Origin of the sequence: Paraburkholderia lebeckiae (genome assembly GCF_050436225.1) — a bacterium.
Taxonomy (GTDB): domain Bacteria; phylum Pseudomonadota; class Gammaproteobacteria; order Burkholderiales; family Burkholderiaceae; genus Paraburkholderia; species Paraburkholderia tuberum.
Genome location: NZ_JBNDLU010000002.1, coordinates 3,951,725 through 3,973,086, shown reverse-complemented (window position 1 = coordinate 3,973,086; position 21,362 = coordinate 3,951,725). Strand labels below are relative to the sequence as shown.

20 protein-coding genes and 1 tRNA gene are annotated in these 21,362 nt (G+C 58.3%); 5 read left to right on the top strand and 16 right to left on the bottom strand.

Annotated elements, in window-relative coordinates; all coding sequences use genetic code 11:
- Positions 1–41 precede the first annotated feature (41 nt).
- Positions 42–311, top strand: coding sequence for a hypothetical protein (locus tag OKW45_RS32845; RefSeq protein ID WP_429473037.1), 270 nt, complete (start codon positions 42–44; stop codon positions 309–311).
- Positions 312–740: 429 nt separating this feature from the next.
- On the opposite strand, the gene OKW45_RS32840 is transcribed toward OKW45_RS32845, so the two are convergent.
- The 3 genes from OKW45_RS32840 to OKW45_RS32830 form a co-directional block, all read right to left on the bottom strand.
- Positions 741–1,967 (bottom strand): MFS transporter, encoded by a 1,227-nt coding sequence (locus OKW45_RS32840; RefSeq protein WP_429473036.1) that lies wholly within the window; start codon positions 1,965–1,967, stop codon positions 741–743.
- Positions 1,968–2,227: 260 nt separating this feature from the next.
- A complete protein-coding gene (locus OKW45_RS32835) occupies positions 2,228–2,638 on the bottom strand; it encodes a nuclear transport factor 2 family protein (protein WP_429473035.1) in 411 nt (136 codons plus the stop codon).
- Positions 2,639–2,913: 275 nt separating this feature from the next.
- A complete protein-coding gene (locus OKW45_RS32830; RefSeq protein WP_175158571.1) occupies positions 2,914–4,308 on the bottom strand; it encodes a serine hydrolase domain-containing protein in 1,395 nt (464 codons plus the stop codon).
- A 663-nt stretch (positions 4,309–4,971) separates the two neighbouring features.
- Here OKW45_RS32830 and OKW45_RS32825 point away from each other — a divergent pair.
- Complete coding sequence (locus tag OKW45_RS32825) at positions 4,972–5,610, top strand: nitroreductase family protein (protein ID WP_429473034.1); 639 nt, start codon at positions 4,972–4,974, stop codon at positions 5,608–5,610.
- A 155-nt stretch (positions 5,611–5,765) separates the two neighbouring features.
- Here the strand turns inward: OKW45_RS32825 and OKW45_RS32820 are convergent, their stop codons facing one another.
- Together OKW45_RS32820 and OKW45_RS32815 are read right to left on the bottom strand one after the other, a co-directional pair.
- Positions 5,766–6,290 carry a Rossmann-fold NAD(P)-binding domain-containing protein gene (locus OKW45_RS32820; RefSeq protein WP_184038757.1) on the bottom strand — a complete coding sequence of 175 codons (525 nt, stop codon included), beginning with the start codon at positions 6,288–6,290 and terminating at the stop codon, positions 5,766–5,768.
- 250 nt (positions 6,291–6,540) lie between these two features.
- Positions 6,541–7,203 carry a hypothetical protein gene (locus OKW45_RS32815; protein ID WP_429473033.1) on the bottom strand — a complete coding sequence of 221 codons (663 nt, stop codon included), beginning with the start codon at positions 7,201–7,203 and terminating at the stop codon, positions 6,541–6,543.
- Positions 7,204–7,507: 304 nt separating this feature from the next.
- Here OKW45_RS32815 and OKW45_RS32810 point away from each other — a divergent pair, with 304 nt between their 5' ends.
- The gene (locus OKW45_RS32810) at positions 7,508–8,755 is read left to right on the top strand and encodes a hypothetical protein (RefSeq protein ID WP_429473032.1); all 1,248 of its coding nucleotides are present in this window, start codon (positions 7,508–7,510) and stop codon (positions 8,753–8,755) included.
- Between the two features lie 118 nt (positions 8,756–8,873).
- Here OKW45_RS32810 and OKW45_RS32805 read toward each other — a convergent pair whose 3' ends face one another.
- The 10 genes from OKW45_RS32805 to OKW45_RS32760 all read right to left on the bottom strand — a co-directional run bounded on the left by OKW45_RS32805 (position 8,874) and on the right by OKW45_RS32760 (position 16,532).
- The gene (locus OKW45_RS32805) at positions 8,874–10,163 is read right to left on the bottom strand and encodes a YagK/YfjJ domain-containing protein (protein ID WP_429473031.1); all 1,290 of its coding nucleotides are present in this window, start codon (positions 10,161–10,163) and stop codon (positions 8,874–8,876) included.
- A 344-nt stretch (positions 10,164–10,507) separates the two neighbouring features.
- Entirely contained in the window at positions 10,508–10,789 is a 282-nt protein-coding gene (locus OKW45_RS32800; RefSeq protein ID WP_429473030.1) for a hypothetical protein, read from the bottom strand.
- A 228-nt stretch (positions 10,790–11,017) separates the two neighbouring features.
- Positions 11,018–12,277 (bottom strand): hypothetical protein, encoded by a 1,260-nt coding sequence (locus OKW45_RS32795; protein ID WP_429473029.1) that lies wholly within the window; start codon positions 12,275–12,277, stop codon positions 11,018–11,020.
- Between the two features lie 94 nt (positions 12,278–12,371).
- On the bottom strand, positions 12,372–13,790 hold the full coding sequence (locus tag OKW45_RS32790) for a DUF3987 domain-containing protein (RefSeq protein WP_429473028.1): 1,419 nt from the start codon (positions 13,788–13,790) through the stop codon (positions 12,372–12,374).
- Positions 13,787–14,155: a hypothetical protein gene (locus OKW45_RS32785; RefSeq protein ID WP_429473027.1), complete on the bottom strand. Its 369-nt coding sequence runs from the start codon at positions 14,153–14,155 to the stop codon at positions 13,787–13,789. The genes OKW45_RS32790 and OKW45_RS32785 overlap by 4 nt, the downstream gene beginning before the upstream one ends.
- 10 nt (positions 14,156–14,165) lie before the next feature.
- The gene (locus OKW45_RS32780; protein ID WP_429473026.1) at positions 14,166–14,690 is read right to left on the bottom strand and encodes a hypothetical protein; all 525 of its coding nucleotides are present in this window, start codon (positions 14,688–14,690) and stop codon (positions 14,166–14,168) included.
- Positions 14,691–14,699: 9 nt separating this feature from the next.
- Positions 14,700–14,891: a hypothetical protein gene (locus OKW45_RS32775; protein WP_429473025.1), complete on the bottom strand. Its 192-nt coding sequence runs from the start codon at positions 14,889–14,891 to the stop codon at positions 14,700–14,702.
- Complete coding sequence (locus tag OKW45_RS32770; RefSeq protein WP_429473024.1) at positions 14,888–15,112, bottom strand: helix-turn-helix transcriptional regulator; 225 nt, start codon at positions 15,110–15,112, stop codon at positions 14,888–14,890. Before OKW45_RS32770 ends, OKW45_RS32775 begins: the two co-directional genes overlap by 4 nt.
- A 131-nt stretch (positions 15,113–15,243) precedes the next feature.
- Positions 15,244–16,101 carry a hypothetical protein gene (locus OKW45_RS32765; RefSeq protein WP_429473023.1) on the bottom strand — a complete coding sequence of 286 codons (858 nt, stop codon included), beginning with the start codon at positions 16,099–16,101 and terminating at the stop codon, positions 15,244–15,246.
- Positions 16,102–16,456: 355 nt separating this feature from the next.
- Positions 16,457–16,532, bottom strand: a tRNA-Arg gene (locus tag OKW45_RS32760).
- A 308-nt stretch (positions 16,533–16,840) separates the two neighbouring features.
- Here OKW45_RS32760 and OKW45_RS32755 point away from each other — a divergent pair.
- Positions 16,841–17,740, top strand: coding sequence for a c-type cytochrome (locus OKW45_RS32755; protein ID WP_018418832.1), 900 nt, complete (start codon positions 16,841–16,843; stop codon positions 17,738–17,740).
- A 120-nt stretch (positions 17,741–17,860) separates the two neighbouring features.
- Here OKW45_RS32755 and OKW45_RS32750 read toward each other — a convergent pair whose 3' ends face one another.
- The gene (locus tag OKW45_RS32750) at positions 17,861–19,951 is read right to left on the bottom strand and encodes a UvrD-helicase domain-containing protein (protein ID WP_429473022.1); all 2,091 of its coding nucleotides are present in this window, start codon (positions 19,949–19,951) and stop codon (positions 17,861–17,863) included.
- Positions 19,952–20,259: 308 nt separating this feature from the next.
- Here OKW45_RS32750 and OKW45_RS32745 point away from each other — a divergent pair, with 308 nt between their 5' ends.
- Positions 20,260–21,309: an oxidoreductase gene (locus OKW45_RS32745; RefSeq protein ID WP_018418834.1), complete on the top strand. Its 1,050-nt coding sequence runs from the start codon at positions 20,260–20,262 to the stop codon at positions 21,307–21,309.
- Positions 21,310–21,362 lie beyond the last annotated feature (53 nt).

The window sequence follows — 21,362 nt, the reverse complement described above, 5'->3', positions numbered from 1 at the left end:
TACCAGCGGCGAATTTAACTTTTGTCGAGCCGCTGTCGATCGTGGCCGGCCCGCATGACGAACAGCCACACGAATACGTCGGCAACTGGTCCGACGGGACGACGGCGCCGGTCGTCATCGCTCGTGCTGGTGATGGCGTTGACATCACTCAAACTGGCCAAACTGGTGACCTCCACGGACAGTACAAGGACGGTGCAATCCGGGTGACTTCCAAGAACGCTTCGGTCATCTTCGCCTGTGACAAGTGGCAGGACGTCATCAACAGCGTCGGCGGCGGCTTCCCCCTCGGCATGCTTAGGCGCATGAAGTAAGGAGGTAGCGGAGGATGCCGCCAATGTCAGCAATGCGCCGTTGCATTGCTGAAGTAGAAACCAACCCGCCTCAATGTCGGCAATGTCTGACAGAGACGCCGATTGTCAGCGATCGAATGGCCGCTTACCGAGGCGGCCTCCTGAATGTCCGAGAGACGCCCCGGGCGAAGGTCCCTTGCTGGGCCGACCTCTGCCCAATTCCAGCGCGGGCCACAACTCTCAAACCGCGCATCTCACGGAGGACAGCAACCGACCCGAAGGGGACTTTCGGGTTTCCAGAAAGCGGCCCTTCACAGCAAGGGGGCAGGGGCGGTTGCCATCGCCGGGACATGCATAAACGCTACCTCACTCATTTTGCCGATTCGAAATATCCTTCAGCGAACACCGCGCGACAGATATCGCCCAGCCGGTGTTCCCGCAGGATCACAATCATTCTCGTAAGCCTTCCCGAACAGAACCTTCATGCCGTGTAGGCGCGATCGACCGACTGAGCGATAGAGTACAAGCCAGCAGAACCGCGACCGCTGTAAAAAGAGTCAATAAAACTCGTACGCCCCAGTATTCGGAGATTATCCCAGCGAGCGCCGAACCTAGGGGATACAAAGAAAAGGCTATTAATCGGCATGCACTGTTGACCCTTCCCTGAAGCTGCTCTGGCACGGACCTAACACGGTAAGCGAATTGCATAACGGCGTAGATAGAGTAGAACGCTTCGACTAGCCCATAAACTAAGCCAAGCCTCGGCAGATTTGTCGCTATGAACAACGCACCAAAGGCAATCGCATGGAGCGAGGTGGCCAGCACCACGCCTCGGCCAAAACCATGGAGACGCAACCAACGCGTGCCGCAAATGGACCCGAGAACACTTCCGATACCTCCGCATGCGACCATCGTCCCAATCGACGTATCGCTGACGCCCAAACGCTGTCCCACAGTGATTGCCAAAAGCGGCATTGCGGCGTTGATTAAATTCAGGCCCCCCATAATGCATGCAAGCAAAAGAACCAGACGGGCACCTGAAAGCCATCGAATTCCCTCCGCAATTTCCTCCGTCAAGGAACGTCGCGCTTCCACACGCGAAACATTTAGTTCGGTCTTAAGTATCTTGAGGAGGATGAAGGAACGAAGGTAGCAAAAAGCGCCGGCGAAAAGCGCCCCGCTAATCCCCAAGATTTGATAGACCAAAGTCGCAGCAGCCGGCCCGAGAATCATCGCTGTACCGAAGCCAGCCTCGTTCGTGCTAGATGCCTGAGACAGCAGTTCGCGGGGCACTACGCTCGACAGGACTGCCGCTTCAGCGATATTGAAAAATACAAACAAGATGCCGTCCACTATGCAGACGAAGTAAATGTGCCACTGATTGACCACGCCGTAGTGTGCCATTAGGCCAAGGGCGAAAAAGCAGATGTACCGCCCGGTCTGACACGCCATCATGATGTGTCTGCGGTTCCATCGATCGACTAGCGCCCCTAATGGTAGGCTCAAAAATAAGTAAGGCGCGGACCTCAAGACACCCACCACCCCTGCGGCAGCCATCGATCCGGTGAATTTCAGGATCAACAGCGGAAAGACCACGTTCATACCCGCACCGACCAAGGTGGACGCCGATTGCGCTGAAAGCAAAAACACGTAGTCGCGAATGCTCCAAAGCTTCATCCAGGACATCCTTGCCGACGGCTGGTTCGAATATAGGGAAGTATCGAATTCCTAGTGTACCGGTGAATGTCGCCTTCTGGCCGAGGCCGTGTGAAAACGGAAAAGTACTCGGTTTTCGGGTGTCGCTTTACCCTTCCCGAGTCGCCACCAGGCTGATACGCGGCGATCTGAAGGGTCGACTTTTGAGAAGGCTTCGTGCGGAGCGCGTTTTCACACGGCCTCGGCCGGTCCGTGCCGGTGATCTAGCCACGAGACAGCAGTCAATATGGGCTCTTCTCGTCGATGAGCTCAACAAGATGCGCTCTATTGACGGGCGCAGCATAAGGCTCGGGCCAGTATTCGACAATCTTGGTAATCTTCCCGGCTTCGGCTGAGAAAAACGATATGGCTCGCGCCGTCAACGCACCGTCGGTAACGGTCACATCGGATACTGCTTCATGACCGGTGTTGGCGACGACTCGGTTCACCGTAAAGCGCCAGGGCCCTTCTGCCGGGTACTCCGAGTTCATTTGCGCAAACCGCGCCGCGCCTCTGATGCGTTCGTTCGACTGGGGCCATTCGAGGATGAATTGCTCGCTTAGCACTGACTCGACTGACGCAAAGTCGTTTGAACCCATGAGTGTCCAAAATTCATGGACGAGCGTCGAGATATCAGTAACAGTTGCTGTCATAGCTCTTCTGCGTCAGTCTGAAGTAAGAGAATTTCGAAGGCTGATTGTCAACGGTTCGGCCGGTCGTGTCGAACGTCTCAAAGTGGGCCGATCAGCGCCCGACGACCGAGCGTGACGCTCATCTTGGTCGCGCGCCCGATGCAAAAGGTATGAGCCGACCCACAGCGGTCTTTCGACGGATTCCAGAGCGGACATTCAAACTTCATCTTCGACGGTCGTGCCGGCCGCTGAAGCAGATTCAGCGGAGGGCAGCTAGTTGCGAGAATCGAGACAATTCAAAAATGTATTTGGTCAACTAGCTCGTGTAGGCGCCGTGATAGTTCCAATGCTCCAAGGTCGTAGTTAGACAACACAACTGTAACAAAACCGCCATTCAGTTGAATCTCGAAGTCTGCACTGATGCCCGGAAAACCACCAGCGTGGCCGACCTTTAAGTCGCTCCCCTCACCACACACAAAAAATCCGTACCCATACTGCGCCCCGATGTGATCTCTCCACAGCAAATCACGTGTCTTGCGACTGATCAGGCGATCGGACAAGAGCGACGTGGCGAATCGGTGAAGATCTCGAACGGTTGAGAAACCGCCGCCTGCCGGTCCGCCTTTGGCAACGTGGGTGAATATGTTTTCGCGCCACCCGGACCGATTCTGCGATGTGGGAACATAGCCCATCGCGAGATTTTCGATGGGGTCGTCGATGTCGTAGCAGTCGGTGTCAAACATTCCGCACGGAACAAATATTCGATCGCGAACATAACTAAAGTAGTCCGCACCAGTTACCCGTTCAATAACGGCACCTGCCAGCAACATACCGCTGTTGCTGTATAGAAACTCACTTCCAGGCTCGAACGCAAGGCTGTCGTCTCGAACGAGTACTTTGAAGTCGTCTATGCTGCGGAAAAGGTCGCGGGAAGTCTTGAAAAATGTCTCATTGAAGTAACTTCCCAAGCCAGAGGTATGGGTAAGAAGGTGTCTTATTTTTACCCTACTCGACACGGAGGCAGGAAGCCACTCATCGCTCAGATAATTGTCGAGAGAGTCCTCAAAACTGAGCTGACCGGTTTCTGTCAGCTGCGCGAGCGCAACGGCAGTGAACATCTTGTTCGCGGACCCCAGGTTGAATTTGGTATCCGGACCATTATTGATGTGAAAGCGCTTGTTTGCGTGACCACATGCATATTCGAACAGAACCTCACCCCCGTGCGCGATGAGCACCGCCCCGGAAAACACACCGGCATTGAATCCTTTCACGCAGAGTTCGAGCGCCTGCTCAGCCAAATCCGTCGTGGCCAGTTGTGTCCGAGTTGCGTTTCGCGTGAGAGTTGGCCTCGCGGTCATCTCGAATATGCGTCCTGACCCACCAGATTCCATAATCAATCGAATTTCGTGCCATCCCGCGTACACTCGGTCCTCGACGGTGACCACCACCGTCGAGTTACTCGTATCTTCGGCCACGGACAGTAAGTCCACGCCCTGCGTAATTCGGAAAAGGCCAAGCAACCATTCGAGATCGTTTCGGGCAGGATATTTCTGCGAAGCCGGCGGGGAAACGACGTTTTCATCCAGAAACGCTCGAACTGCAAGGCGGTCGTTTGAGTTAATCGCAGCGAGTAATTCTGTGATTTTCTGCCCGATAGAGTCCGGAGCGGCAGCCTGGGTATTCTTGTCCATTGATTTGCTGTCCCTTAGGCGCGCGCCTGAACGAAATCACAGAAAAATAATGCCATTGGCACGTAAGCAGTTCTTTTCCGAGATAAGAGTCTACACAACGTTTTGAAGAAAAAAATAGCGACGATTGCAATCTTGGCTACACCGCTCGACGTCGTTCCCGAGCGCTGATAGGTACGGTTTGACAAGGCGCGGCATGCGGCGGGTGCGCAACCGCCGCACGAGAACGGCCCTACCACGAGGGAACCGATTGTCGGCGATTCGACCTACATCGATGGACGTCGGCTTTTGGCCGAGGCCGTGTGAAAACTCGCGCCGCACGAAGGCTTCTCAAAAGTCGCCCCTTCAGATCGCCGCGTATCGGCCTGGTGGCGACTCGGGAAGGGTAAAGCGACACCCGAAAACCGAGCACTTTTGCGTTTTCACACGGCCTCGGCCGATCTTGCCCGCCTGCAATGGTGACGACCAGACAGGTTCAGAAAGCGGCCCCCTTGGTGCTTGCCTGTCTGCGGGCAGGCGCTCTTTACGCTCTTTACGTTAGGATGTCGGCAAAATTGTGTTTTCGGCTGCGTCTATGAGGGGTGAGCAGAGGCCATGTCCTCGTCTGCTGATCTTGAAACGGCGGTCCGATATCGGCTTGCAGATTCACACCTAAAGGCAAATGTAATGACAGCAGTAAATGAAAGACTGGCGTGGCGCTATGCAACCAAGAAGTTTGATGCGACGAAAAGCGTGCCTGCGGATAAGCTTGAACGTATCGTTGAAGCGGTGCGGCTGGCACCTACCTCAAGCGGGCTCCAACCGTTTGAGTTGTTCGTAGTCAGCAATGCGGACATCCGCGCAAAGATTCGGACAGTGGCTTGGGACCAGGCGCAAGTGACCGACTGTTCGCACCTGCTGGTATTCGCTGCATGGGACGACATCACTGCTGATCGCGTCAATATGATGTTCGATCTCACCAACGAAGTCCGAGGTTTCAAAAACGAGGGCTGGGAAAACTATCGCCAGATGTTACTAGGTATCGTTGCCGATCGAGGAACGGAGGCTAATTATCACGCTGCCGCGCGGCAAGCTTACATTGGCCTCGGCGCTGCCTTGATTGCAGCAGCTTTCGAAGATGTTGATGCTACGCCGATGGAAGGATTCGACCCGGTAGCGGTCGATGAGATCCTCGATTTGAAATCGAAGAACCTGCGTAGCGTTGTCATGCTGCCGGTTGGATATCGAGCAGCCGAAGGTGATTGGCTTGTGAACTTGAAGAAAGTCCGGCGCAGCCGCGATAACTTCGTCACTGAAGTAAAGTAAAACGGCCGGAACGCGACCGGCGGGCGATTCGGTTCGGGTGCTGTCTCATGCAATGGGCCTGCGCAGCTTCAACCATGCGAGGCCGTGATCGGCAGCACGCGACCGTAGCTGTCGTTCGCATCGCTTGAAAGCAGACAATCGCCTGGGGCAGTTGGTCAGACATATCCAACCATAACGTCGTTTTTAGCCTCTATTGCCTTTATAACGCCCGCCGATATTTCATCGTGGGTTAGCCAGCGCGACGATTCGCCGCCATCCTTGACAGTGCCCAGCAACACGGCGTTGTAACGGCAACCCGCTTGGCCCGCATCAAATCGACGTTGCTCGACCTTTGCCAGGGCATCGCCAACACCACTTCCGTGCACGTCAATGATGCGACAGTTCGATCCGCGCGCCATATCGAGCATACTGAGCCTCGCATCGTAGCCGGACCGGTGCATCCACAACAGGATAAGATCGACCGGGCAAAGATCGAATACTGGTTTCACTTTGTCGAGAAACGTTGTGGTCATGGTCCAGTCCGCCGATATGTAATTGACTCTAGGCAGACCCAATCGTGTTCGAGCACCTTCGCCATTCCGGGAAACTAATGTCAGGCGTGATGCATGATCAGACAAGTAACGGCTTGCCTTCTCGAGCATGCCGGTACCGCCAACGACGAGAGCGTGCTCGAATTCCATAGCAAATGGCCCCTCGGTCAGTAGTTTTCTACGGAAACGCGGTCAATTGTCGACGATCTACGAGCCATTGTCGAACGGCAGCTCATGGCCGACTGCCGACCGATGCGGTCGGCCGAAACGGCCTCATGGGCAACATTCGAATCAGGGCGGTCACGATGGCGGCTTCCAAGTGCGGATCTTCAGGGTACGCCGGAGAAGCAAAGGCCTCCTCGCAGCCGCTGGCTCGCTGTACCTTATTGCGTATTTTTCCTCAGCCCGCCAGCCGGGCCGGCTGACAGAACTGCCTGGCTTCGGAGCAGTCGAACACCTTTGGCCCGGACACTGCTGCATCAACGGTCCAGACAAAGCGAAACTCTTCTTCAATCTGATATGGGTCCGCCGGCTTCAGGAAGTAAACATCATGCTCAAAGGCTTCGGCCCTCGCCCTGAGCCGCGCGTTGGTTTCGTAAAATAGTTGCTTGATGTTCTCTGTCTTACCTGTCGTTACGGCTTCGCACATCTCGGCAAAGTCATCCGCGATAGGCGAAGCCGCGTTGATGGTCACCGACTTGTCCACTAAGTAGCGGCACGGCACGAACATGGGGCGCGTATCGCTCCCCACCGCTCGACAAACGGCTTGCGCGAATCCCTGTACGTCGATGATCTCGATCCAGCTATCGGTCCCGAAGCGCTGCTGAATCGGCTCAGCACACGAGCAACTAGTGCAGAGTAGATAACTGCTCTTGCCGGCAATACTCAGACCGGCCATGATCTGCTGCCCGTCCAGAATCGCAAATGAAAGCTTGCCATCAGTTCCGTCTCGCCGACTCTCCTCCTCGTGTTCCCGACACTTCGGCAGCGTAGTCAGCAGTAGTTCACCGGTATCGAAAAAGTGATTTGCCCATATTTTGGGCAAATGCCTGTAGACCGACATCTTTGCTTAGTTGTCCATGCATGTCCCCTCATTTATGGATGCAAGTCGGCGGCGCCGGGCGAATGCGAAGCGCCATCAGCATCGCCGGGGCGTTTCCGAGTGTCAGGCTGCTAGAGCCACAGTTTGTGACGGAGATCCCGTTCCTGTCGCAAGCATCTCTGACCGAAGGATGAAGACTACAATGGTCTTTGCGTTTGCCACCGCGACGCGTTCCTGAAAGTCGCCTAGCGCGCCGGGTGCGGAACATCTGCATGATCTCACGCATTTGTGGCGAACACTGCCACTGTTCATACGGGGAAATTTGATGGCGCTGTACGAGATGACCGGCGAAAGCCTCAAAGAAATCAGGCCTCAGACGTTCACGCAGCTCGGGATACTCGAGCGTCAGAACATCCAGAAAGCCATCCGTGCGCACATAGCCGCGATTACGCCAAGCGTCAAAACAATGGTGCTTGCGGAAGAGTTTGGAGACTGGGTCGGGGCGAACCGGCGCATCGACCTGCTGTGCCTTGACGATCAGGCTCAGCTCGTAGTCGTAGAGCTCAAGCGTGACAACGATGGCCACATGGAGTTGCAAGCGCTGCGATACGCGGCAATGATTTCGACGATGCGATTCGAGCAAGCTGTTGCCGCGCACAGAAAATATCTCCAGTCGATCGGGTCAGACGAAGATGCGGAACAGGTGATTCGAGAGTTCCTCGGTGTGGAAGAGGGCAACGTCGCCTTGTCGGATAAGGTGCGCATTATCCTGGCATCAGCCGACTTTTCGACCGAGCTGACGACTACCGTCCTGTGGCTTAACAAACAACGGCTAGACATTCGCTGCGTGCAGATGCGACCGCACCAGATTGCCGACCGAGTATTGCTCGACATACAGCAGGTCATACCTCTCCCGGAAGCGGAGCAGTATCAGGTTGCTGTTCGGGAAAAATCGCTCGAGCAGGAAGCCGCACGGGAGTCAGAACGAGATCTGACCCGCTACGATTTGACGATCGGCGATGACGCGTATCCAAATCTTCCAAAGCGCCGGCTCATTCATGCCATCGTCGGTGAGGCATTCAAGCAAGGCGTACCGGTAAGCGCTATCGAGAGCTCAGTGCCGTGGAGAGGCAATCTCTTTCTGTCCGCTGACGGCACCCTCGACGAAGCCGGATTAGAGAACGCAATCGGAGGCGAACAAACACGCTACTTTACGGCGGATGACGAGTTGTTTCATATAGACGGCAAGACTTATGCGCTCTCGAACCAATGGGGGCCGCGTACGTTGGCCGCCGTTGACGCCATCATCAGTCACATGCCGCGTGCAGATACGATTCAATACGAGGCCACTTCTGGCGTAGCGGATGAAGTGACTTATGGTGCGCATGTCATCCGTCGCCGCGATACCGGCACCATCGAGGTCGAGCGAGATGGCGTGCTCCAATTGCCGGCCAAGCCCGCACTGCGAGAACTTGCTGCAAAACTAGGCGTTTCGTTACAGAACGGCAGCGGGAAACTCCTCAATACACGCGCACTCGGCGCGGGCGTGATCAGCGCGATTCGAGCCCTCTAACAGTTTCCGAGCGAGCCTCGTGCAAGTGCGTTCCAGCACGAGGCCACACCACGTGAAACTCATGTCGACCACTACCTCCGTGACGAGAGCCAGTCACTCTGGCTCTTCTCTTTTACAATTACGCTCGATTTGAGGCCTTTAACAACGTTGCCTCTATCGGGAAGGGCCACGCCACTCCCGACTTGCAGAAGCGGTTTGTAGAGCCTTCTGCAGCGCTTGCCGAGCCTTGCTGCACGACCACGCCTTCCATCTGCATGCCCCAGAACTGACCAACGTCATTGTTCTCGACATCAACGACGCTACCCTTACGAGGACGTCCCGCTTTCACCTTCTTCGGTACATCGCTCATGCCGAACGTATGGACGTTGCCCCCCGCCTTGATCTGCAGTTGCTGCTCCGCTTTTGCCAGATAAAGCAAATTTACCAGCATCGCCGTGCGCATCTTGCGGGCGCCATGCTCGATCAGGCCCACGCCGACACCGTGACCATACTTTTCGTAACGAGGCTTCAGGTTTGCACGGTTACTGTTCCAATACTTGCCGCGGCCGTCTGTCACCCCTTCGTTCCAGAAATCACCGATCTGATTCGCAAGCGCTTCGTCGTCTTTCGTCACTGGCAGGCAAAAGAGCACGACATGCAGATGGAACCCCGTGTCCTCTCCTTCTTCGATAGCCCAAGCGTAAGCCTTGATGCATGACATCAAGTTACTCTCGGACCAGCGTGCCCGGAAGAACTTATCGCGGTGATTCATCACATCGTCCAGCGTGATTGATCCACGATACTTCGATTCGTATTGCAGCGTCAGTTCGATCACCAGCCAGCATGCTCGCCCGTTCTCTTCCGAGAACAGTTCCTCTCCAAACGCTATCACGCGATCAAAGCTGCGCAGCCTGTGAACCTCGATCAGACGCATGCGCTCCTTGAACCTGCGCGACTGACATTTTTCGTGGATCTTCACGATGAGTTCATTGAACCAGTCCGTATACGGCTTATCGCGCTGCGCATCGGTATCGCCCGGCTCACCGAACCAGAAGCGTCGCTGGCCAATGATGCCAAGCTCCTTGCAAGCATCATGGAACGCTTCAACGTGTGGTGAGTACCGCGTTCCTTCTCGATAGCGTTCCAGCCACCCGTTAAGTTTGCTGTAATACTTCTTTCCGAGCGGGTACTTGTGAGTCTGCAAGCAGCCCTTTCGATCTACCCATTCACGAATACCTTTTGTATTGCCTCTCTTTGCATACGCATCTTCAATCGCCTTCACGAACTGTTCGATTGTGAATAGGTATCGCATGCTGCGATGACGGAAGATCACCTTCCGATCGTTGATCTCGACTTCTTCGTAGCGGTTACGCTCGTCATGACGAGCGAGTACCTCCTGAGTTTCCAAGTCTTCAATGATGTTGTTCATGGTGTCAATGATGTGATCCGTCGCTGTGGTGGCGACGGTGGTTCGTCGTGTTCGGTCTCGGGTACGCTGTCTGATCTGACCGTGGTCGGTCATCTCAGCGGATACCTGGGACCTTCTTTTTTGGTTTCTCGACCGAACCTGAGTACATGCCTTCGAGGATGTTGAGCATCCTCTACGTCATGTTCATGATCTCGATGTCTCTGTGATTTACCATCCCTTCTCTTCTTTTAGATACTTCGTATTCCATATATAGAGGAAGAAAAAGTCTGCACAGACGGATTCGCAAGAAAAATCATCGATTCGATCGGGAACCTATCGAGGAATTCACGCTTTTGTGCCGCTCCTCATATGTATACATCTGCACGCAGTAAATTTTGTCCGATGATGCCGAGATACGCTCCGGCCAAACGCATGAAGACGCTGTGACAAACGCGAACAAAAAGCGGCAGGCTCCGCCTGCTAGACGCAAAAACAAGTGCGACCGTTCCCCCACACTGACGATCACGCCAGTTCCGCAAACTGAGGCTCATATCGAGGCGATACACACCGATCGCCGCGAAGATTTCTGCGTAAAATTCGCAGAAATTCTTCAGCAGAATTTCGCGTACAAGTGCTGCCGCGCGCACGTCTTCACGCCATGAATTTCCCTGCGAATATTTGTGCGGAATTTCGACCGGAATTCATACAAACGCAAGTACCGGGCAACGCGTCAGTCAGCAGCCTAGCGGACGGGGAGAGGGGGTCGTTGGGCTTCAAAGTTCATGAAATCAGCGCCCCAATAAAATCAGTAGGTTAGGCATCTTGGATACAGATTTTCGGAGATGCCGCATCTGTGTTCGCACCGATCCAGGGCATCAGTGCGCTGTTCTCGACCGCCGGCGTGAGCGGCGAACCTTGCGCTCGGGCAGGCCGAAATACTGCCCAGGCGGCTCGTTTTTCAGGCGCACCAATGCGCGTCGCATAGCCAGGTAGCCAAGCGATTTCATGAGCTTGCCACGCCGCTCAACGTCATCGGCACGAACCTCGCCGTGCACCCAATCCGGACCGTACAGGACGGCGTTCGCGTCGCCGCGCAAGTAGCTTCCCTGACCGCCCGTTGCCATCTGCACCCAGTAGGCGCCGACCTGATCAGCGTGATCCTGAAGGACCACACCAAGCTGCCCGGCTTCCACTGTTTTGTCTGCGAGCACCCGGCGCAAGGCGACTGTGCTGAACAGCAAGGTAAAGTGTAGGTCATACCCGCCCTCCAGCGACGGCAGGATGGCCCAAACGTAACCGGGCTCATCGGTAAAGAGCGCCGGCTTTCGCCGCAGACGGTCAAGGAATCTCGTGCGGCATGCCCGCAACATCTGCAGGTCTTGGATCTGCGCCTCAACCGGGGACGTGATCAGATTGGTGCGCTCCTTTGCATGAAAGAGACGCAGGTGCAGCACGGTCAAGCTGCCGTGCTTCTCGAATAGTCGATCGAGGTGTCGGGACAGGTTGGCGGCGTTCTCGTGGCTGCCGAGATTCCAGTTGTGCCACTCCTGCCGCAGAGATTCGCTGTCCCGCATGGCCCGATGAAAATTGGCCGAGAAATCGTTGTATATCTCCGCTCGAGTATGACCTTCGGCATCGACCAACGTGTCCATGGCGCCCCCCAAACACTCACTGATCCGGTGTCTGAAGAACACATCCATGAACAGTCGAATGTGCGGCGCATGCAGCAGTTGATTAGCGGCCGGGTTCGATTGCTGCAGTACCGTTAAGCCGCCGCGAAGCTCCCTCGAGCTGAAAAAGTTGGCCAGTCCTTCCGTAGCGTTGCTGAACGAATTCGGCGCCGCAACCTTGACGTAGCGCGGTTGCCGAACGCGGTGATTCCGACCGAACACGTCCGGCACAGTGACGGACTCCCAGCGCATGGTGACTCTGATACGAAACGGTACGAGGTCGGTTTCCAGCACCAGCCGAACCAGGCGGTCGAGCTTCGCTAACGACGCGATCTCCGGACCGTCAATCTTCCAGAACTGGCGACCCTCCGAGTCGACGTGAAAGTTAAGGTTGCGCTCAAAGTGATGGCCAAGTTCATCCAGGGTCTGAGTCTCGATCATGGCAAGTGTTTTCGGCGTTTTCATGGCAACGTGGTGGTGTTCGATGGGTGCAACGCGGAAGCGTTGCACGACGTGAAGAAGCCGCGCTCGCTTGCAGCGAGCGGGGATACGGGAGTGATCAGATGAGCCGCGGCGGATAGCCCTGATGGCTAGGCATGAATCCCGGTGAATTCGGGAGCAGTTCGAATTTGATGACGCGACGCCCGTTTTCGATGCGCGGCACAACCTGGGCGAAGCCCTGCTCGCAGATCCAGGTAATCGCCTCGACCATTTCGGCCTTGGCCCACCCGAAGTTTGGAGCCAGCGCTTCAATATCCGCTTTCCGGCAGCTCGGCGCATGCAGTCCGGCCTGGAGTGCCCTAGCGTACAGGTAGTTGAGCAAGCGCTGCCCACGCAGCACGTGGGGCGGCACCGGCTTGGGAGGAAATACCGTCGCAAGCCAGCGCTCACCAAAAAACTCCGCAATCGTCACGGCACGCGTCACCGTGTCGACCGACACCGGCCCGTCATAGCCCTCGAACACGTGCATGCAACCTGCAATCCGACGCGCGTTAGCCACCAGACGCACGGCAAACACGGTCGTGTCACGCTCTGGCAGCATTGCGCTCACGCTCGCCATGAACTTGAATCGCTCCTGAGCTTGCCTCAGGACATGCTCAGCGGCAGGCTCGACCTTGAGTTCCGGAAGCTTGTTGACCGGCATGCTCTTAAGCTTCATCAGGCCACTCGCGACCAGTTCGACGATACGATGGTCGTAGTCGCGCAGCGCAAACTCCGGTTGCTGCTCGCCAGCCCCCTCAATGGCAAGCTCGTCGCTTTCCATCATCAGCAAGCGAAACACGTAACCAGACCCAATCGCACTCTGCCCGTGCTTGTTGAGCCATTCCCGATTTTTGTCGTCCTGCACGTTCACGCACGTGACGAAAATCGCACTGTCCGGCGCGTGCTCGACAAGATCCTCATCGTCGTCATCCGCACGATCGAACGGCGGCAGAGTGCTGTCATACAGATCGCTCAAATCCTGAAACGAGCGGCTGAGCGGGCCGTCAAGGTGATCGCGCCCTTCCGACATGCTCAACATGATCAGAACCGAACCCGCCCGAATCTTGCGCAACAGAGTCGGAGGCAATACGTTGTCGAACAGCCAACGTTTCCTCCAGCCCTTCATCGCTTCGATAATGGGCGCATTAAACCGGTCGTGTGCTTCCGTCTTGCCGCTCAGCCGCGCTCCGGCGAACCGGATATGCAGGCTGAGCGGCATCGACCTGCCGTTGTGGCCGCGGATGCGGAAGTTGCTGGAAACCGCGAAAGATACCTTGCCGAGCACATTGGCAAGGACAGCGCCATAGCTTGACCCGCGAATGACACGGCATTCGCTTGCTGCACGGTACAGACCTGGAGTCAGAGCACTGACGGCCTGCTGCAATGAAGGCGCGAGATAACCTGCCGGCAGGTGGCCCATCGGCTGCGACAACGGACCAAAATTTGGCGAGGGCATAAAGCCCCCGCCCATTGGATAGGCAGGGGGAGTCATCATGCAGTCACCTCTTCCTTCGCACCAGCCTGCGGCGCGTGCGGATGGATTTCGACCGGCTCCGGGACGCCCTCACCAGCCTCCTTATCCTTGCCCGGCATCGGATCGCCGCGGCGCTTCGCTTCGTCTGCGAGCAGATTGTCGAACACGGCATTGCTGACCGACATACCCTGGTTAGCAAGCGTCTTGATGATCCTGCTTTTCGATACGTCCTCGTTGATCTGGTCGCGGATGACCTCGTAAAGCTCCGCGAACAGTGCGACACGCTCGCGCGCGCGCTTGGTCTTGGGCGATTCGAGAGCGCTAATCGCCTTCTTCAGCGCCGCGATGTCAACCTTCGAGCCTTCGGAAGAATTAAGTTTCGCCATTTCTTCCCCCTTACGCTGCCGCGCCGAAGCCGCCCGTGCCCATCGTCATGCACGGGCACAAGGATACTTCGTCGAGTTGCAGGAGGAACTGCTTGATCAACTCTTCGACTGCGACACCATTGGCAGCGGCATGGCCGATGTCGAGAACTTTTTCGCGCAGACTCCCCACACAGATGCGGCGATCTGCGAGGCCGTCGCTGCGATGCTCAGGCCCGTGCATCTGGCCAACAAGCGCGACGATCTTGCTCAACTGATCAAGCTGGGCAGCATGCTGGCGCTCGAGGATTTCACGCTGGTCAAGAAGAAGCGATTCGACGAAATCCGCGAGTTCCTCGACCTGGTCGCTGACAATTTCCCGCACGCGCTCACCGGTGAGACGCGTCCGCGTCTCGACCTGGATGGGCTGAGGTTCACGCTTGGATTCGTGCTTTTTCTGTTCGGCTGCGACGTCCTTCTTGGCGAGGATGTCGCCAAAGAGATCGCCGAACGCCTCCGCGAATCCGGCGAAGCCCTGTTGGTGATTTTCTTGGATCATTGTGCCCCCTTACGCCGCCGTGCCGAGACGACGCTTGCGCGGGTCCTCTTGGCGGGTCATCCGTTCAATCTCCTCGTCCATCTCCGGAGTCCAGGTTTCGGCGATATGGCGATTAAGGGCGTTGATCTCGTCGATGCTCAGGCTCTTTCGTTTGATCTTTTTGTCATCAGACGGCGCATTGTGCTCGATGGAAGCTTTCATGCCGCCTCCTTCGCAACGTGACGGGCGGCAGCGCGAGCCTCGATAAATGCGTCGACCTCGCTTTCGAGAAAACCGATCGTGCGTGCGGTTAGCCGGATCTTGGTCGGAAACGTCGGATCTGTAGCCATTAGCGCGTAAAGGGTCGCGCGCGAAAGACCGGTACGATCGACTACCTGCTTCAGACGCAGGATTTTGAATGCAGCCTTGAGTTGCTCCGCCATGTCACACCTCCTCGGGTGTCGTTGAACATGGCGGGATAATCGAGCAGGACTGCTAGGAAAAAAACGAAATCGCTATTTCAGAAATAGGTGATACCCCTTTCAACTCCTTGCCAGGCAAGGGTTGCGGCGAATTACCCATTTCTTGCGCGACCACCGCCGTCAGGCCGTCCCCCACGCCGCTTTGCTTCCGCTGGCCTAATGATGGAATCAGCATGCCGCGCCAATGTTTCCGTGAAACCCTTACCCATAAGCCATTTACACACGTCCCTCTTGGGTGCGTACGTGTCCTTTTGGCCAAGATCCATGGTCTTAAAAAACTGCTCCGATGCTTGAATCAGATGGTTCAACAACTCGGTTTCCCACGGACGCCCGGCGCGCAGGTTAGTCCCCTCGTCTGACGGAACAATCTCCTTACCCTGGAGAAAGTTCTCCAAGTCCATCGCCATCACAAAGACGTGTGCAGACAGGACCCTTATCGGTGCCATGCCAGCGGCGTCGTGCACCACGAAACGACGAGCAAATGAACCGATGGGCAGCGTACGATCATCCCACTCTCCTGGCCCAACATTGAGTGGCACGAGTTGTTTGAATTCCCAACCGGACAGGAAATACGACTGCCAACACTCGCCGGTCAGCTCAATTTTTCGGCAATCTTCCGGGGCAACGCATAGTAGTTCCACGTCGCGCTGCTTCAGGCTGCCTGTTTCACCACCATTCTTTCGATCTTCTTCAGTTACCTTGCGAATCGTGCTTGCTCGGCTACAAATGACGCTATAAACCGTGGTCCCAGGAGGAACCGCGACAGATAAGCGAATCTTTGCAAGCCCGCCGAAATGCAGTAGGTCGGCAGCAGTGCATTTTGCGATAGAAGCTGCCTGTTCGACAGTGAAGTATGCGCGCGGCGGTAGCGTATCCGTCGTCAGCTTTGGCAATAGCGATTGTGGCGCTTGACGACGCGCACGGTTCCGATTTTCGGACGGCGCGCTCATAAATTCGATGATTCCGATATGTTCCGCTCGGATGCGGGTACAAAAGCTTCAGCAATCGCGAGGGCCAAATCCCGGCGGCTAACCAGATCGCCATCAGGCAGATCAACAACAGTGACGGCGCGCATCCATCCTCCCCCAAGTCTATGTGCGAACACCCAATACATCAGTCGAACAATCGTAAACCTGAGCCGGCCGCAAAGTCCAGACGACCCATGATCGCCTACCGGTGCTACTGGTGAGAGAAACGGGGCGTGGCTGGACGGATCGGCCAAGATTTCGTGGGGCGGATTTCCGTATGGTTTCCGTATAGGGCCAATATGGAGGAAAAGAAAATTGCTGGAAGGCTGGTCAGATATGGCGCGCCCGGCTGGGATCGAACCAGCAACCCCTGCCTTCGGAGGGCAGTACTCTATCCATTGAGCTACGGGCGCTTCACCACAAAACTGCGGGGAATCTACGCGACAGCGCGCCAACCGGAACGGACGCGACGCCAACGCGAGAGACCGCAAGGATACCCGGTTTCGGCCGAACCGTCCACAGGACGGCCTCCGACGCCCATCCCAGCGTCTTCCCCCATCCCTGCCATCGTCCGTGCCGATCCGGGTAAACGCCTGCTGAACACCGTCCTGGGCACCTCGCCGCCGCCGAAAGCTTGCGTCTATAATCGTCCGTGGCTGATAAAGAACAAGAAGTTGCCGTCGCGCTGTACCGCTCACACACCCACGGAGACGAGACAAGCATGAGCGAAGCACCACACGGAGCCCCGATCAAAACCCCAGCACAGCTCATCGCCGCGGTCATCGCCGGGTTCGCTGTGCCGATCGTCATCATCGTTCTGCTCGCCGTCTACGTCGATAATTCGACGCGCACCGGCGCCGGCACCGACTCTCTCTCGGAAGCCGAAGTCACCTCCCGCATCCATCCGATCGCCCAAGTCGAGATCCGCGACGCCAACGCACCGCGCGTCTACAAGAGCGGCGAGGAAGTCTACAAGGCGGTCTGCTCGGCGTGTCACGCGTCGGGTGCCGCAGGCGCGCCGAAATTCACCAACACCGCCGACTGGGCGCCGCGCATCGCGCAGGGCTTCGACACGCTGTGGCACACCGCGCTGTCCGGCAAGGGCGCCATGCCGCCGCGCGGCGGCACGAGCCCCGACGACTACAGTGACTTCGAGATCGCGCGCGCGGTCGTCTATATGGCGAACAATTCGGGCGCGAGCTTCCCCGAGCCGGCCCAGCCGGCGGCGGGCGCGGCCGCGGCATCCGGCGCGACAGCGGCGTCCGGTGCAGCAGGTGCATCGGATGCGGGCGCGGCCCAGGCCGCCGCGGCGATGGCCGCAATGGCCAGCGTGCCGCAGACTCCCGCCCCGGCAGCAGCTGGCGCGCAAAGCGCGGACGCCTCGCAGGCCGGCAAGGCGCTGTATCAGTCGGTATGCCAGGCCTGTCACGCGGCCGGCGTGCTGAACGCGCCGAAGTTCGGCGACAAGGAAGCATGGGCGCCACGCCTGAAGGACCCGATGGACACCGTCTATAACTACGCGCTGCACGGCAAGGGCGCGATGCCGCCGAAGGGCGGCTCGAACGCATCGGATGCGGACGTGAAGGCCGCGGTCGACTATATGGTCAGCGCGGTGAAGTAAAGCACGCGGCATCGTCCGTCGCTGAAATGAAAAATCCCTGCATGCGCTAACGCGATGCAGGGATTTTTTATGTGCAATCGCAAGCAACCGCAACTGGCGGGCACTTGCAGTCCCGCCCGCTCACGATTTCTGCAACAACGCCTTCAGGCTCGCGAGCCGGTCCTTCGGCGACATCGGCGCTTCTTCCGGTGTCGGCGGCGGCGCATCGTCGAGCAGCATTTCGTTGATGAAGCGCGACGCCTCGCAGACGACCGTCTCCCGCGCCCGCTTGCGCTTCTTGCACCAGTTCAGATGCAGGCTGCGCTGAGCGCGCGTGATCGCGACGTACATCAGCCGGCGTTCCTCCTCGATGCGCGCGTCGTCGATCGGCTCGTCGTCCGCGCCGCCGCGATGCGGCATGATGCCTTCCTCGACGCCGACCAGGAACACGTGCGGATACTCGAGCCCCTTCGACGCATGCACGGTCGACAGCCGCACCGCATCCGGATCTTCCTCGCGGCCTTCGAGCATCGACATCAGCGCGACCGTCTGGATCAGCCCGAGCAGGTTCTTGCCGGTGTCGCCGAAGCCGTCGGCGGTGTCGTAGCCGGTCGCTTCGCTGCCGCTGCCGTGCTCCGGCTCTTCCTTCGTGCCTTTGCGCTTGAGCCACTCGATGAACTCCAGCACGTTCTGCCACTTCGCCTGCGCTTGGCGTTCGTCGAACGCGTCGTACAGATACGCTTCGTAGTGGATCGCCTCCATCAGCTCATTGAGCAGCGTGCCCGCCGCGTCCTTCTCCGCGCGGTCGGTCAGGCGCTGCATGAAGTCGCAGAACACGCGCATCGGCTCGATCTGACGCGGCGACAGACGCGCCTCGATGCCGCCCATGTAGACCGCCTCGAACAGCGACACCTTCGCCTGACCCGCGAACGCGCCGAGCGCCTCCAGCGTCGTATTGCCGATGCCGCGACGCGGTGTCGTGATCGCGCGGATGAACGCGGGATCGTCGTTCGCGTTGGCGATCAGACGCAGGTACGCGCAGATGTCCTTGATCTCGGCCTTATCGAAGAACGACTGGCCGCCCGACAGCACGTACGGAATCCGTTCGCGGCGCAGCACCTGTTCGAAGATGCGCGCCTGGAAGTTGCCGCGATAGAGGATCGCGTAGTCGCGGAAATTCGCGCGCCGCTCGAACTTGTGCGCGGACAGCCGAAACACGACGGACTCCGCCTCGTGCTCCTCGTCGTTGCAGCCCGTCACCGTGATCGTGTCGCCCATGCCGTGCTCGGACCACAGCTTCTTCTCGAACAGCTTCGGGTTGTTCGCGATCACGTTGTTCGCGGCGGTCAGGATCCGCACCGTCGAGCGGTAATTCTGCTCGAGCTTGATCAGATGCAGGTTCGGAAAATCCTTGCCGAGCTGGCCGAGGTTTTCGAGGGTCGCACCGCGCCAGCCATAGATTGCCTGGTCGTCGTCGCCAACCGCCGTGAACGCGGCGCGCTTGCCGGCCAGGAGCTTTACCAGTTCGTACTGGCACGCATTGGTGTCCTGATACTCGTCGATCAGCAGATAGCGCAGCTTGTTCTGCCAGCGGTCGCGCACCTGCTCGTTGCTCGCGAACAGTTCGGCGGGCAGGCGGATCAGATCGTCGAAATCGACCGCCTGGTACGCATGCAGCGTCGCCACGTAGTTGCGATAGACGATCGCCGCCTGATGCTCGTCCTCGGTCGAGGCGGTCGCGATCGCCTGCTCGGGCATGATCAGGCCATTCTTCCACAGCGAGATGATCGACTGGATCTTGCGGATGAAGCCCTTGTCCGTCGAGCCGACCTGTTCCTGGATCATGCCGAAGCAGTCGTCGGAATCCATGATCGAGAACTGCGGCTTCAGGCCGACATGCTCCGCCTCCTGACGCAAAATCTGCACGCCGAGCGAGTGGAAGGTACACACCGTCAGCTGGTTCACGGGCACCTTGCGGCCTTCCTTGCCGGGTGCGGTCAGCGTCTTGCCTTCGAGCAGCTTGCCGACGCGCTCGCGCATCTCCGCCGCGGCCTTGTTCGTGAACGTGACGGCGGCGATGTGGCGTGGCTCGAAGCCCTTCGCTTCGATCAGGTGCGCGATTTTCTGCGTGATCACGCGCGTCTTGCCGCTGCCGGCGCCGGCGAGCACGAGACAGGGACCGTCGAGATAACGGACCGCTTCACTTTGAGCGGGGTTCAGGCCTGCGGACATCGTTTGTTGATGGGGAATACGGTTGAAGGCCGCTGAGATCGGACCGGCGGGTGGCGCCGACCGAAGGCCCGGGACATGCTGCGCGGCGCAGTGCGCGCGAGAGGTGCGATGTTAACATGGACACTGCGATGGTCACCGCGATGGACGCCCTCGTTGGATGCCTCGATGGTTCGGACGCCCCGACGGGCTGCGCGCAAGGCGGGCCGTCATGCTCAGCCCCCAGTCCAGCCCACAAATGCCACAATGATGAGATTGCGCGCCGCCGCCGCGGTGGCAAGGCGGCGCGCCGCTCCTCCAGGAAGACTCGCATGTCCGCAACGCTGAAAATTGGATTGATGGGCTACGGCTTCGCCGGCGCGACGTTTCACGCACCGGTGATCGAACACTGCGGACGCGCGAGGGTCGCCGCGATTGCGACCGGGCAATCCGAGCGCGCGCACGCCGACTATCCGCACGCGAAAATCGTCGCCGATCTCGACGCGCTGCTTGCGCTCGACGACATCGACTGCGTCGTGATCGCGACGCCCAACGACACCCACTTCGACCTCGCGCGCCGCACCCTCGAAGCCGGCAAGCATGTGGTCGTCGACAAGCCTGTCACGCTGAGCGCCGCCGACGCCCACACGCTTGCCAATATCGCGCTCGCGCGCGGCAAGCTGTTCGCGCCCTTTCACAACCGCCGCTGGGACGGCGATTTTCTGACCGTGCGCGATCTGCTCGCGCGCGTGGAACTGGGTCGCCTCACGCAGTACGAATCGCATTTCGACCGCTTCCGGCCGGGCGTGCGTCAGCGCTGGCGCGAAGACGTGACGCGCGGCGGCGGTCTGCTGTTCGATCTCGGTCCGCATCTGATCGACCAGGCGCTCGCCCTCTTCGGCGCGCCGAAGACCGTATCGGCGACGGTGCGCACCCATCGCGACGACGCAAGTGCACCCGACTACGTGCACATCCAGCTCGGCTACGACGAGTTCGAGGTCGTGCTGCACGCAAGCGCGCTGACCGCGTTGCCGGGAGCGCGCTTTGCTATCCACGGCACGCGCGGCAGCTACGTGAAGTACGGCCTCGACACCCAGGAAGATCAGCTGAAAGCGGGCCTGCGCCCCGGCGACGCAGGCTTCGGCGCCGGCAACAGCCCCGGCGTGCTGCGCGTGCTCGAAGGCGACGAGGAAGTCGAGTGCGAATTGCCGACCCGCAACGGCGAGTACGCAGGCTTCTATATTGCGTTGGCCGACGCGATCCAGAACCGCGTCGCATTTCCGATCAGCACGCGCGACGCGGTCGACGTGATGACGATCATCGACCTGGCCGCGCGCAGTTCCGAGCAGGGCGTGCGACTGCCGTTCGAGCGGATTCGCTGAGCCCCGCCGCGCTGCGCGTCGACACCGCGACACCACGAGCTGTGTACCAAAAA